The organism is Paenibacillus sp. FSL H8-0537, from assembly GCF_038051995.1.
Lineage (GTDB): Bacteria > Bacillota > Bacilli > Paenibacillales > Paenibacillaceae > Pristimantibacillus.
The window spans coordinates 6,559,431-6,572,269 of sequence record NZ_CP150290.1 but is presented as its reverse complement, the minus strand read 5'-3'; the positions used below and the strand labels follow the sequence as shown (position 1 = coordinate 6,572,269).

The following is a 12,839-nucleotide window of genomic DNA, read 5'->3' as shown; positions in this document are numbered from 1 at the left end:
ATAAAATAGGAGGATTATTTTGAATAACAGAACAGAAAACAAACTATCCATTTTTGCCTTGGGCGGCGTAGGTGAAATTGGGAAAAATATGTACGCAGTACAATACGCTAACGATATTATTGTCATTGATTGCGGTTCCAAGTTTCCCGATGAAGAGCTGCTGGGCATCGATATTATCGTGCCGGACATTTCTTATCTAATCGAGAACAAGGACAAGGTCAGAGCGCTGCTAATTACGCACGGCCATGAAGACCACATCGGTGGATTACCTTATATTTTGAAGCAGCTTAGCCTGCCTGTCTACGCAAGTCGTCTGACAATGGGACTGATCGAAGGCAAGCTGAAGGAAGCCGGCCTGCTGGGCGCAACGGAAAGACATTTGATTCATGCAGAATCCGAGCTGAAATTCGGGACGCTAACTGCAAGCTTTTTCCGTACGAACCACAGTATTCCGGATTCCCTCGGTGTTGTACTGGATACGCCTGAAGGTGTCGTTGTACACACAGGCGACTTCAAGTTTGATCAGACGCCGGTTAATGATCACCATGCTGATCTTCACCGCATGGCTGATATTGGCCGCAAAGGCGTACTGGCGCTTCTATCGGAGAGCACAAATGCAGAGCGTCCGGGCTTCACGCCTTCGGAAAGAAACGTCGGAGCGAACTTCATAGACGCTTTCCGCAAAGCAGAGCGCCGTGTTATCGTATCGACGTTCGCATCGAACGTATACCGTTTGCAGCAAGTTATTGACGCGGGTGTCGCAACGAACCGCAAGCTGGCGATTATTGGCCGCAGTATGGTCAATATGATTACGATTGCTTCTGAGCTAGGCTATTTGAATATTCCTGACGGTATGCTTATTGAAACGAATGAAGTGAACCGTTATGCTGACAATCAGGTCGTTATTTTGTGCACGGGCAGCCAAGGCGAGCCAATGTCGGCGCTTACGCGTATGGCACGTTCCAATCACCGCCAGATTGAAATTCTGGAAGGAGATACGGTCATTATTTCCGCTACGCCGATTCCAGGCAACGAGCGGAGCATTGGCCGTACTGTAGACGAGCTGTTCCGCCTTGGCGCGAACGTTATCTACGGTCAGGGCGCTGCTACAGGCATGCATGTATCCGGCCATGCCAGCCAAGAAGAGCTGAAGCTGATGCTTCATCTGATGGCTCCAAAATATTTCATTCCGATTCACGGCGAATACCGGATGCAGCTTCACCACAAGAAGCTTGCTGAAGCAGTAGGCGTCGCGAAGGAAAATATTTTCCTTGTCGATAACGGCGAGGTGGTCGAAATTGCGAATGGCCAAGCACGCAAAGCGGGCAAAGTTTCGTCTGGCAATACGTATATCGATGGCCTGGGCATTGGCGATGTCGGCAATATTGTTTTGCGCGATCGCAAGCATTTGTCGCAGGACGGCATTCTCGTTGTCGTAGTAACAATCAGCAAGCAGGATAAAACAATCAAGTCAGGTCCGGATATTATTTCGCGCGGTTTCGTCTATGTACGTGAATCGGAAGGTCTGCTCGACGAAGCAGGCCGCATTGTATCCCGCACCATTACTAAATCAATTAGCGACAACGTCAATCAATGGACGACGCTAAAATCTAATGTAAAAGACGCGCTCGGACGATTCTTATATGAGCAAACGAAAAGAAAGCCGATGATTCTTCCGATCATCATGGAAGTTTAATCGGCGCCTAACCAGTCCACTTCACTTTGCTTAGTGAGCCGATCATTGAATAGATTTATGAACAAGAAGACCGCATAACCGGCCTGTTTCGACAGGTGGCTATGCGGTCTTCTGCTTTTCAATAACCTAGTTATTTAATAACGTTCCAATAAAAGCTGTGTTTTCAGCCCGTCCGCTGGCACGAGCCAGCCCAGGTTGTTCAAGCTGTTGATTAGCGCGGTGCGGTTCGTATTAGCTACGCTGTATTCATCCGTTTTGAAGGAAATTTCCACGATTGGCTCTACGCCTGTACCCGCAGCATTGCGAATGGGCCAAATTTCAACGTCCACCTCAAGGCCATTCCACGTTCCTGTGTGCTTAGTTGTGAGAACAGGGCCGTAAGCGTGCGAGTTTTGCAGCTGCGTCTTGCCCCAATTGCTTGTTCCCCAGTTTTTCAGCTTGCCTGGCAGCTCGTCGAGCAGCATTTGGCGAGCTGCGGATTCGGATGGAAGTCCGAGTGCGCCATTCAAGGATTTAGTCACCTTTTTATCCACTGACATGCTCAGCGTCTGCTTGCTGTAGCCCCAATCGATCTCCGCCTTGTAATTGTCATCGGTGATGTCAAAGCCTTCTGTGTTGGCGAGCGTCAGCGCTGCATCGATGTTGCCGTTTTGTACGGGATAGCGTTTTTTGTACGTGAGCTCGTAGTTGTTTTTATCCTCTTTTTTACGAAAACGCGCATTCCAGCCTGCATCATCCAGAGCATGACTATTGGTATCGAAATATTCCACATTGGTTTGTCTCGAGGTGGTCAGATTGAACTGAGAGCTTACCGCGGAGGTTAGCGTTAAATTACTGTTCAACACTTGTGTGGAATCCAGCAGCAGCTTGACCTCGTAGGATGGGACCATATTAGCTTCCTGTTTTTTTGCCTGTACCGTCTCGGGCGCTTGGAACGCCGACAGCAGCAGCGTTGCGCTCAATACCATCGTGCCTGCTTTCGTTAACCAATGTTTCATTATTTCAGCTCCTCTTCATAATGGAAGTACAAGCTCTACTTTAGGGAGCTATTGTTCGTGAGGAATCAATAACGGAAACGACTTATGTTAATTTTTCCAATAATTAATGGATGGGGACGGAGAATTTTTAAAGCTTCTATGGAGGGTATCAATGAATTGTTCGGTCAGCCGGGTATCATAGCGATCCTTGTTATAACAGCAATAAATCGAGCGCTGAAAGCGGGTATTAGGAATTTTGCGCATGAGCAGTTGCCCCTTTCGAACCTCCTCCTGCACGGAAAGCTCTGAAATAAAAGCAATATGTCCGCCCTGCTGCACCGTCTGCTTGATGGCTTCGATCGAATCGAGCTCAATGGGCCCGATGAGGTCAATGCGGTGATTGTTCAGCCATCTCGTTGTCATTTCCCGTGTGCTGGACTGTTCGCCATGCAGCACAAAATTTGCGGTTGCAATAAGCCCCGGATTAAGCGTTTCATAAGCAGCCAGATGATGAGTAGGGGCAAAAATAACGACCAGCTCATCCTCGCAAATGCTATGCGTGGACAAGGAGGGCTGCTCGAACGGCTCGGAGGAGATGAGGCCGAGATGAATGTCATGGTTCCACAGCTTTTCCTTAATAATAGGGGCGGGCTTCACCAGCACTGAAATCTCAATGCCCGGGTGATGTTTGGAAAAATCGCTCAGCACCTCCGGCAGCACATAGGTAGCCGGGACGTAGCTCGCTCCAATGGTCAGCTTCCCGCGGGCAAGGCTGCCATATTCCATAACGACACGCTCAGCCTCCTGCGCCAGCTTGTTGATGCGTACTGCATAATGAAGCAGCGCTTTGCCAGGCGCAGTCAGCAGCATTTTATCCGCCCGCGCCTCGAATAGCTTGACGCCCATTTCCTGCTCCAGGCTTTTCATATGATAGGTAATGGTCGGCTGCTTGAGATCCAGCTCGTGGGCAACGGGAGTAATTTTCTTATGCTTGTCGAGCAGCTCAATAATTTTCAGCTTCAATAAATTCACAGGCGGTTGCCTCCTACTTATGAACGGATAAGTGTAAAAGTGTGGCGGAAAGGAGAAGCGAAATGAAAAGCTTGAACTGGAGAAGCGATAGCGTTCGCTTTTAGCCTTGAATTTTTTCCTGTGGAAAATTATTAATATAAATTCAAGGCTAATGGCGATCGGAAGTCAAGTTTTTCATGCAGCGTAGCCGCTTTTCCGCCACTACTTATAAAAGTAGCATAGAAAAATTCGATGAATGTTAAAACAAATCCACTAAAAAGTTAATCTTTCATTTACACAGCTCAAATAAACAACGAATAGTCGGGGGCTATACTGAGGTCAAGCTTAAAGCCTAGCGGACAAGGAAGCCTCGGCTGCCTGCTCCGCCAGTCATTTAATAGACAGGCAGGTTAATGCATATGGGACATATCGTAATGAATCATTTGGAAAAGTCTTTCGGCGCCGTTCAGGCGCTGCGGCCTTCCAGCCTATCGATTGCCAAAGGCAGCTTTACAACGCTGCTCGGCCCCTCAGGCTGCGGCAAAACGACGCTGCTGCGAATGCTCGCAGGACTTGAGACGCCGGACGGCGGTGAGATTCATGTGAATGGGGAGTGCTACTATTCCAAAGTAAAGCGAATCAATAAGCCAGCTCATCAAAGGCAATTCGGAATGGTGTTTCAAGACTTTGCGCTTTGGCCGCATATGACGGTGTTTGAAAATGTCGCCTTCGGCCTGCGAGCTGCCGGCATGAAGGCTGGTCTTCAGGAAGCGGTGCTAGGTGCGCTCCAGACCGTCCGTCTTGGGGGCATGGAGAAGCGTTATCCCCATCAATTGTCCGGCGGTCAGCAGCAGCGCGTCGCATTTGCCAGAGCGATCGTCATGAAGCCGCAGCTCGTGCTGTTCGACGAGCCGCTCAGCGCATTGGATGCGCTGCTGCGCGATGAGATGCGGGCAGAGCTGCTCCATCTGGTGAAGGAAGCGGGTGTGACGGCGCTTTACGTCACCCATGACCAGACGGAGGCGATGAGCATGTCGGATGAGGTTGTCGTGCTGCAAGGCGGCGAGATTTTGCAGCAAGGGACGCCGGAGCAAATATACAGCACCCCGGAGCATCCCTTCGTCGCCCGCTTCATCGGCAAGTCCAATTGGCTGATGAAGGACAAGTGGATGCTGCGGCCGGAGCATGTGCGCTTTCACGAGGCGGATGCTGAGGATCATCGCTTCGAGGCGGAGGTGCGGCATGCCAGCTACATGGGCGACCGCTATGAGGTAGAGCTTGAGATGCAGGAGAATCTGGGCACTTGGACGGCCTACTCTCCGTCAAGGCTGCTCGTTGGCGATAAGGTGCAAGTTTACGCCTCGCCGGAGCATGTGCACGAAGTGGTGTCATAAACGAGCGGGTTATATGTTTTACAAATAAAAATGAGAACAATCGGGAGGCCCTACCAATGAAATTAGCTAAAAAAGGCATGATGCTTGCTTTAACCGCTTTTATGGGAGTCAGCTTGGCAGGCTGCGGAACAGCAGCAAGCAATGGACAAGCAAGCAGTGAAGCGTCTGCGTCACCTTCGGCACCAGCCGCTTCTACAGCAGCAGAGCAGCCGCAGCAAACAGAGGTTAAACTGAGCGGCAGCGTAGTCGTATACAGCGCAGGACCAGAAGGACTTGCGAACAAAATAAAGGAAGGCTTTGAAGCGAAGACTGGCGTGAAGGTCGAGATGTTCCAAGGCACAACGGGCAAAATTCTTGCCCGCATGGAAGCGGAGAAATCCAATCCAGCGGTTGATGTGCTTGTGCTTGCGTCACTTCCGGCGATGCAGGGATTGAAAGAGGAAGGCATTTTGATGAGCTATCCGGATGCGGCTAATGCGGACAAGCTGATTGCCGACTGGTCGGATAAAGATGGGCAATATTTCAGCTACAGCGCCTCTGCGCTTGGCATTGTGTACAATACGAAGCTCGTACAGACGCCTCCTGCTTCGTGGGCAGATCTGGCTAAGCCGGAGTGGAAGGACAAGGTTAACATTCCCGATCCATCGTTGTCTGGCTCGGCACTTGATTTTATTTCCGGCTATTTAAGCGCATCGGGCGATAGCGGCTGGTCGCTATTCGACAGCTACAAGCAAAACGGCGTAGCGATGGCAGGCGCGAATCAAGAGGCGCTTGATCCGGTTATTACAGGAGCGAAATCTGTTGTAGCCGCCGGCGTTGATTACATGGCGTACAAAGCGAAAGCGGCTGGCGAGCCGGTTGATATTGTTTATCCAAAAGAGGGCAGCGTTATTAGCCCGCGTCCGGCTGCTATTGTCGGCACGACCAAAAATGCTGACAATGCCAAAGCTTTTATCGATTATTTGCTCTCCGATGATGCTCAGAAAATGGTTACTGGTGCGTATTTGCTTCCAGGCCGCTCGGATGTGGAAGCGAAGGACCGTGCAAGTGTGGACGAAATTCCTACCTTCAACGTGAACTGGCAGTGGATGAACGAAAATAGCGACAGCGTGACGACGAAGTTTACCCAATTGTTTAAATAAAGCGAACACCAGCCGCCTGATATCTGCTGCCCTAAGGCATCAGTTATCGGGCGGTGCTGGCAATAGACAGGTAATAGACAGGTAATAGATAGGTGGTCTGACGATGTTATCCTCTTTGTTCAAAAACTATGTTTGGCTCGGCATGGGACTGGCGCTGGCTCTTCTCGGGATGCTGGTACTCGCGCCTCTGCTGATCGTATTCGGCACGAGCTTATATACCGACCAGAAGCTGGATTTGCTGGCACCGCTGCAAATCATTAGGCAGAGCGAGCTTAGCGAGGTGCTGTTTAACTCGATTTGGCTGGGACTATGCGTCATCGCGGCGACGACAGTGCTTGCTTTCCCGCTGGCTTGGGTTATGGCAAAGACGCCGCTGCGCCGCCACAAGTGGCTGGATATCGTGCTGCTCATCCCCTTCATGACGCCGCCTTACATCGGGTCGATGGGCTGGATGCTGTTCATGCAGACGAATGGCTACATGGAGCAATTCATTCCGGCATCCTCGGCCATCACCCCCGCCTTCTTCAGCTTTGGCGGCATGGTGGCGATTATGAGCCTGCATTTATTTCCGTTTCTGTATTTGCTGCTGCGCAATGCGCTGCTGCAAATCGGCGGAAGCATGGAGGAAGCGGCAGCGGTACATGGCGGCGGCTTCCTGTACCGCTTGCGGCGCATCGTGCTGCCGCTGCTGTTGTCCAGCTACGTCATGGGCAGCCTGCTCATTTTTGTAAAAACGATTGCCGAGTTCGGCACACCCGCGACCTTTGGGCGCAAAATCGGCTTTTACGTCATGACCTCGGAAATCCATAAATATATTTCCAGCTGGCCGATTGATTTTGGCAAGGCGACTTCCCTTGCTTCGGTGCTGCTCGCGGCTTGCCTTGTGATGTGGTACATCCAAAGCACGATTAGCAGCCGCTTTTCCTATCGTTTAGTCGGCGGCAAGGGCGCCATCAAGCAGACTGCAACGATGAGCCGCTGGGGCCGGATATTGTGCTGGCTGTACATTGCGGTACTGCTCATTGCCTCCATCGGCATTCCTTATTTTTCGATTATTACGGCATCCCTCTTGAAGCTGCGCGGCGTCGGCCTCGCATGGGACAATTTGACGCTTCAGCATTATGTGGAGCTGCTTACGCCGGGTTCTTCCAGTCTGGATGCGCTATTGAACAGCTTCGGCCTGTCGATTGTCGCTTCCACGATTGCCGTCGTGCTGGGCACATGGTTCGCCCTAACGGTGCAGCGTTCACGTACGCCGGGACAGAAGCTGGTTGATCTGTTCAGCTTACTGCCGAATACAGTGCCGGGCATCGTTATCGTCGTAGGTTTGATTTTGTTATGGAATGCGAAGTGGATGCCGATTCCGCTTTACAATACATACGGCATGGTGGTGCTAACGTATGTCATCTTGTTCTTGCCTTACACTGTGCAGTATGTGAAAGCGAGCTACGGGCAAATCGACCCGATGCTGCTGCAGGCGGGCCAAGTGTTTGGAGGGCGCAAGCTATATGTGCTGCGGCGGATTTTGCTGCCGCTGCTGCTGCCCGGCATGCTGGCGGGCTGGATGATGACGTTCACGATATCCAATCGGGAGCTTGTGGCGTCGCTGCTCGTCCTGCCGCCTTCGATGAAAACGTCGGCGACCTATATTTTTGCCCAGTTTGAGCAGGGAGAGGTGTCGATGGGGATGGCGATGGCCGTCATAACGGTCGGCGTCACAACCATACTGCTGCTGGCGATGAATGTTTTTAGCTCACAACAGAAAGTGGAATAGCTGATGATGCAACTGACCATATGGGGCGGAGCGGGCGAACACGGACGCTCCAGCTATTTGCTGCAATATAAAGACGAAGCGGTGTTGCTGGATTGCGGCGGAAAAAAAGAAGGCGGCGGACAATATCCGCTCATGTGCCCGGAAGTGATTCCGCAGCTGAAAGCGGTATTCTTATCGCATGCGCATGAGGATCATTCCATGGCGCTGCCGCTGCTGTATAAGCACGGTTATGAAGGTGAAGTATGGACGAGCCGCGTGACGGCGCAGCAGCTTCCGGGTTATTTTCAGGCGTGGAATCGTTATGCCCGCTCACAGGCTGCCGAGCTTCCTTATGGGGATGAGCATATTGCGGCTATCCGATTTGCCTATTTGGAGGAGCGATCCACCGCTGATGAATGGAGCAGCGTAGTCCCTGGGCTGCGCATAAAATGGGGGCGCAGCGGGCATTTGCCAGGCGCGGTATGGCTGGCGCTTGATTGGCACGGCAAGCTGGTGTATTTCTCAGGCGATTATACCGCAGAATCGGGCTTGCTTGCAGCAGATGAGCCGCGGCTCGGAGCGATTGGCGGGGGCAGAGAAGGGGCGGATGACGCTCGCTGTCCGATTTCAGAGACAAGCTGTATCGCCGATCTTGCGATCATCGACGCAGCTTACGGGGCGAATCCGGATTCGCAGGCGGTTCGGCTGGCGGAGCTGGAACGGGCGACCGAGGAGGTGCTGCGGGCACAGGGCTCAGTGCTTTATCCGGTGCCGACGAGCGGGAGAGGGCAGGAGCTATTGGTGTGGGCGAGCGAGCGCTTCCCAGAGGTGCAGCTTATCGTAGAGCGGGCGCTGATGGAGCCGCTCCAACAGCTGGCTGCGCTGCCGGAATGGCTGGCCGGCGGAGCGCTGGCTCGTATGGAGGCGCTGCTGGCGAGTGGGAGGCTTGCGATTGTCGCAAGCGAAGAGGAGCGCTTAAGGGCGCTTGCCTGCAAGGGCAGTGCCCTGATTTTTACGAATGATGGCATGATGCAGTCAGAAGTTGCACGGTGGTACTATCAGCAGCTTTCGGGTGACGCTCACCATGCCGTATTGCTGACCGGACATCTCGCAGCAGGCTCTTATGGCGAAAAGGCATTGCGGAGCAGCGAGGACAGTGGCGGCAGTGGGAGTAGCCCGTCGCGCTACCGGCTATCCGTGCAGCATATCCGCTATAAGGTGCATCAGGGCCTGCCGGATGTCCGCCAGATGCTGGAGCGGGTGCCCAGCCGCACCACCGTGCTAGCGCATGCGGTTAAGCCAAGAACCGACGGGCTGCTTGCGGTGTTGAAGGAAGAGGGCTATGAGGGCGTTTATTCGCTGAGTCCGGGGGATCGGTTGAATTTTTAAATGGAAAATAGAAAACAGAAAACAGCAGGAATTCACGGCGCTAAAATGTCGTAATGAAGCCCTGCTGTTTTTTGCTGCCTGCTAAAGTATTCAGACGCGCTGTAATTGGGGAATATTATTTACAAGTTAGATACAAGCTGGACGTAGTCTTGAGATATCCGCTTTATATACTGTATTCATCAGGGAGGACGCAGCAGCGGCAAACGAGGAGGGACAGCAGTAGCGTCCAGCTAGAGCGTCCAATAATTGAAATTATAAAAATAGAGATAAAACAAAAAATCGGAGTATTCAAAAGGAGATCATAAAAATGAAAAACAACATGAAAAAAGGTATCGTATCGATGGTAGTTGTTGGAATGACATTGACGGGCGCAGCAGGCGTATACGCTGGAGCTAGCCTCCAAAAAATTTCTGCCTATTTGAATGGCAATATCAGTGTCAAAGTCGACGGAGCTGCTTATACCCTTAAAGATGAGAACGGCCACAAGCTTTCGCCAATTATGTATCAGGATAAAATGTATCTGCCTGTCCGCTCGCTTGCCGGAGCGCTCCATACACCGATTCAATATGATTCGAAAAACAATCAGGTGCTGATTGGCAAAGGGCAGCAAGCATCCGAGCAGTATGTGGAGGTTAAATACAGCGATGCGCAAATAAAAGCGATCAAGAAGGAATTCGCTGCATTTGATGGCTTCGAAACGGCATATGCACCTAAGCAGATGGCAGCCGGAGATACTTTTGTCAAATCGTTTGCTGGGGGCGACGGCGTTAGTGTGATTTTCAATCATATGACCGTCAATGTATCTCCGAGAGACTACTCGGACGGTTATGAAAGCAAGGAGGTTGTGCTGTCGAACGGAGTAAAAGCGAAATGGTATACGCCAAGCGACCTGCCAATGCTTAGCTTCCAGCTTGATGACCGTACGATCACCATCAGCTCTCCTGACCAAGTGCTGACTCAGGCGCAAATGGAAAAAATCGCAGTGAGCGTAGCAAAACTATAAGATTGACGAGGGAAACAAACGCCTCGCTATATGAATATTGGAATATAGGAATAAAGAAGTCCTCCCTGCTGCTTCCAAGCGGCAGGGGGCTTTTTTTTGTATATAAAGGTAAACGCCGCCGCAATTGTGTGTACAGGATGGAAGGAGGAGCGGGTACAATTTGCCTTCTAGAGCCTGCAGCCTTGACTTTTAGATAAAGGCGTCATACAATATCGAAAGACTAACTAACGTTCGTTAGGTAAAAAGAATGATTGCCGAGAGGTGAATGAGGCTATGAAAAAGGACACCATACAAGTGCCAGCATCAAAAGCAACGGCAGAGCGTCTTAAGCATGCCGCCTTGACGATCTTTACCGAATTTGGCTACGAAGGAACGTCGATGTCCGATATCGCTAAGGCGGTTCAGATTAAGACGCCATCTATCTATGCTCATTTTAAGTCGAAGGAGCAGCTTTTTTTAGAGCTTTGCGCGGATGTTATTGCCGAAGAGGGCATGAAATTTGAGGAGCTTATGCAGCAATCACAAGGCAGGCCTGTTTTGGAGCGGCTGCGCGAGGTGTACGATTTTTTCACGGACTTTCCGCATTTGACGGTCGGCCAATGGTTTCTGAAACGGATGATGCTAATGCCGCCCAAGCATTTGCAGCAGCAGTTCCGCGTCGATTTTTTGGAGCATGAGCAGCGGGTGGACGCTATTGTGGGCGCATTATTTTTGGAGGGGCAGCAGGCAGGCATTTTTCCTCAGCGGGATGTGGAGAATATGATTGCGGTGTTTTATACGCTGCTGGATGGTTTGCTCGTGGCGAATCAGATTTATGAACAGTCGGTATTCAGCTCGCACAAGCAGACCGTATGGGAAATGCTAGAGAAAGACTGGACGACAGCTTAGTCATCTTGGCTTCATTGAAGGTTAACAGGAGGAGATTAATATGAAAGCGTGGCTTTATGTCATACTCGGGGGCATATTTGAAGTATTCTGGACCTTCGGTCTTAAATATTCGAAAGGATTTACAGACCCGCTAATAAGCGTCATTACAGTCATTTTAATTATTATTAGCTTTGTGCTGTTTGCCCGTTCCATGCAATTGCTGGAAATCGGCACGGCTTATGCGGTATTTACCGGAATTGGTACGGCGGGTACGGTCGTGTTCGGCATTTTGGTATTGGGCGAGTCTGCGGATATTAAACGCCTGCTGCTGGTCGGCACGCTGATCATCGGCATTATCGGACTTAAGCTCGTATCCAGCGAAAAGCCGAAGCAGGAGCAGGCATCGGATGGATCGGCGCCGGAAGCACTGAAATCAGCACCGGTCGTGCAGGGAAGGGGCGGAAAATAAAATGGCATGGATTTTTCTTATTATTTCCGGCCTTGGCGAGGTCGGCGGCGTCACATTCATGAAGCTGTCAGATGGCTTTAAACGGTGGAGAGGGACGGTAGGAGCGATTATTTTCGGCTTCATCAGCTTCTACTTCCTGTCGCGGTCGCTTCAGGACATTCCGATCAGTACCGCATACGGCATTTGGACGGGAATCGGCTCGGTCGGCAGCGTCATTCTGGGGATGATTTTTTTCGGAGAATCACGCGATTGGCGTAAAATCTTCTTCGTCCTCATGATTATTGGCAGCGTTATTGGCCTCAAGCTGGTAGGTTAATATTTGCGATATGGATAATAATAGACGATAAACCTAAAGAAGGAGAGCGATCCTATGTCGCTCTTCTTTTCTTTTCGCCGTTTCCGATTTAAAATAATAGAATAGAGTATAGACATGGTGAGAGAGGCAGGCACAAGGTATGGAAGAGAAACGGCTGGAGAAATGGATTGAGATGACCGAACGGACGCTGCTTGCAGGCGTGAAGCTCCAAAGCATTAACCATGGCGAGCCCATTCAAGTGGATGTATTGCCGGAAGGCTGGGAGCTGCTTGGGGCGGGAAATTATGCTGGTGTATTCGTTCATCGGGATGCGCAGGATATAGCCGTGAAGGTGTATGCGCCGGGCAGGGAAGGCTGGGAAGCAGAAAGGGAAGTTTATCGCCGTTTGGGCAATCATCCTGCATATTCCACCTGCTACCATGCATCCAAAAGCAATGATCTGGAATATTTAATGCTGCGCAGGCTTGAAGGGAAAACGTTATACAAGTGTGTGCTTGAGGGTGTAATCATCGAGGACCGAATTATTGCGGAAATTGATGCAGCTTTGGATTACGCTCGTGAGCAGGGACTGTTTCCACATGATGTTCATGGCAAAAATGTAATGGTATCGAGCGATGACCGTGGCCTTGTCGTGGATGTATCCGATTTTCTTAAAGAAGAGCCTTGCATGATGTGGGATGACTTGAAAAAAGCGTACAACCGGATTTACATGCCGTTTCTATCCAAACATTCCATGCCTGTGCCTGAGTGGGTCATGAATGGTGTCCGCAAAGGCTATCGCTGGGTGCGTTCTTCATCCAGATAGCTCTGCGCGGCCGGGCA

The 12,839-nt window shown here is 51.0% G+C and carries 12 protein-coding genes; 10 read left to right on the top strand and 2 right to left on the bottom strand.

Annotated elements, in window-relative coordinates; all coding sequences use genetic code 11:
- Nucleotides 1-19: 19 nt before the first annotated feature.
- Complete coding sequence (locus tag MHB80_RS27850) at nt 20-1,696, top strand: ribonuclease J (RefSeq protein WP_341279960.1); 1,677 nt, start codon at nt 20-22, stop codon at nt 1,694-1,696.
- Between the two features lie 134 nt (nt 1,697-1,830).
- Here the strand turns inward: MHB80_RS27850 and MHB80_RS27845 are convergent, their stop codons facing one another.
- Both MHB80_RS27845 and MHB80_RS27840 read right to left on the bottom strand, forming a co-directional pair.
- Nucleotides 1,831-2,694: a hypothetical protein gene (locus tag MHB80_RS27845; RefSeq protein WP_341279959.1), complete on the bottom strand. Its 864-nt coding sequence runs from the start codon at nt 2,692-2,694 to the stop codon at nt 1,831-1,833.
- A gap of 87 nt (nt 2,695-2,781) precedes the next feature.
- Nucleotides 2,782-3,705: a LysR substrate-binding domain-containing protein gene (locus MHB80_RS27840; RefSeq protein WP_341279958.1), complete on the bottom strand. Its 924-nt coding sequence runs from the start codon at nt 3,703-3,705 to the stop codon at nt 2,782-2,784.
- A gap of 398 nt (nt 3,706-4,103) precedes the next feature.
- Here MHB80_RS27840 and MHB80_RS27835 point away from each other — a divergent pair, with 398 nt between their 5' ends.
- The 9 genes from MHB80_RS27835 to MHB80_RS27795 all read left to right on the top strand — a co-directional run bounded on the left by MHB80_RS27835 (nt 4,104) and on the right by MHB80_RS27795 (nt 12,822).
- The gene (locus MHB80_RS27835; protein WP_341279957.1) at nt 4,104-5,078 is read left to right on the top strand and encodes an ABC transporter ATP-binding protein; all 975 of its coding nucleotides are present in this window, start codon (nt 4,104-4,106) and stop codon (nt 5,076-5,078) included.
- A gap of 56 nt (nt 5,079-5,134) precedes the next feature.
- The gene (locus tag MHB80_RS27830; protein WP_341279956.1) at nt 5,135-6,220 is read left to right on the top strand and encodes an ABC transporter substrate-binding protein; all 1,086 of its coding nucleotides are present in this window, start codon (nt 5,135-5,137) and stop codon (nt 6,218-6,220) included.
- Between the two features lie 103 nt (nt 6,221-6,323).
- The gene (locus MHB80_RS27825; RefSeq protein ID WP_341279955.1) at nt 6,324-7,994 is read left to right on the top strand and encodes an iron ABC transporter permease; all 1,671 of its coding nucleotides are present in this window, start codon (nt 6,324-6,326) and stop codon (nt 7,992-7,994) included.
- Nucleotides 7,995-7,997: 3 nt separating this feature from the next.
- A complete protein-coding gene (locus MHB80_RS27820; protein WP_341279954.1) occupies nt 7,998-9,362 on the top strand; it encodes an MBL fold metallo-hydrolase in 1,365 nt (454 codons plus the stop codon).
- Between the two features lie 307 nt (nt 9,363-9,669).
- Nucleotides 9,670-10,365 carry a hypothetical protein gene (locus MHB80_RS27815; protein ID WP_341279953.1) on the top strand — a complete coding sequence of 232 codons (696 nt, stop codon included), beginning with the start codon at nt 9,670-9,672 and terminating at the stop codon, nt 10,363-10,365.
- Nucleotides 10,366-10,638: 273 nt separating this feature from the next.
- Entirely contained in the window at nt 10,639-11,253 is a 615-nt protein-coding gene (locus tag MHB80_RS27810; protein WP_341279952.1) for a TetR/AcrR family transcriptional regulator, read from the top strand.
- Between the two features lie 40 nt (nt 11,254-11,293).
- On the top strand, nt 11,294-11,701 hold the full coding sequence (locus MHB80_RS27805; RefSeq protein ID WP_341279951.1) for a multidrug efflux SMR transporter: 408 nt from the start codon (nt 11,294-11,296) through the stop codon (nt 11,699-11,701).
- A 1-nt stretch (nt 11,702) separates the two neighbouring features.
- Nucleotides 11,703-12,017: a multidrug efflux SMR transporter gene (locus tag MHB80_RS27800; protein ID WP_341279950.1), complete on the top strand. Its 315-nt coding sequence runs from the start codon at nt 11,703-11,705 to the stop codon at nt 12,015-12,017.
- Nucleotides 12,018-12,156: 139 nt separating this feature from the next.
- Nucleotides 12,157-12,822, top strand: coding sequence for a serine/threonine protein kinase (locus MHB80_RS27795; RefSeq protein ID WP_341279949.1), 666 nt, complete (start codon nt 12,157-12,159; stop codon nt 12,820-12,822).
- Nucleotides 12,823-12,839 lie beyond the last annotated feature (17 nt).

What these genes read in the sequence shown, in the direction of transcription:
- MHB80_RS27845 (WP_341279959.1), bottom strand. Translation starts at nt 2,694, where the DNA reads ATGAAACATTGGTTAACGAAAGCAGGCACGATGGTATTGAGCGCAACG.
- MHB80_RS27835 (WP_341279957.1), top strand. Translation starts at nt 4,104, where the DNA reads ATGGGACATATCGTAATGAATCATTTGGAAAAGTCTTTCGGCGCCGTT.
- MHB80_RS27830 (WP_341279956.1), top strand. Translation starts at nt 5,135, where the DNA reads ATGAAATTAGCTAAAAAAGGCATGATGCTTGCTTTAACCGCTTTTATG.
- MHB80_RS27825 (WP_341279955.1), top strand. Translation starts at nt 6,324, where the DNA reads ATGTTATCCTCTTTGTTCAAAAACTATGTTTGGCTCGGCATGGGACTG.
- MHB80_RS27820 (WP_341279954.1), top strand. Translation starts at nt 7,998, where the DNA reads ATGATGCAACTGACCATATGGGGCGGAGCGGGCGAACACGGACGCTCC.
- MHB80_RS27815 (WP_341279953.1), top strand. Translation starts at nt 9,670, where the DNA reads ATGAAAAACAACATGAAAAAAGGTATCGTATCGATGGTAGTTGTTGGA.
- MHB80_RS27810 (WP_341279952.1), top strand. Translation starts at nt 10,639, where the DNA reads ATGAAAAAGGACACCATACAAGTGCCAGCATCAAAAGCAACGGCAGAG.
- MHB80_RS27805 (WP_341279951.1), top strand. Translation starts at nt 11,294, where the DNA reads ATGAAAGCGTGGCTTTATGTCATACTCGGGGGCATATTTGAAGTATTC.
- MHB80_RS27800 (WP_341279950.1), top strand. Translation starts at nt 11,703, where the DNA reads ATGGCATGGATTTTTCTTATTATTTCCGGCCTTGGCGAGGTCGGCGGC.
- MHB80_RS27795 (WP_341279949.1), top strand. Translation starts at nt 12,157, where the DNA reads ATGGAAGAGAAACGGCTGGAGAAATGGATTGAGATGACCGAACGGACG.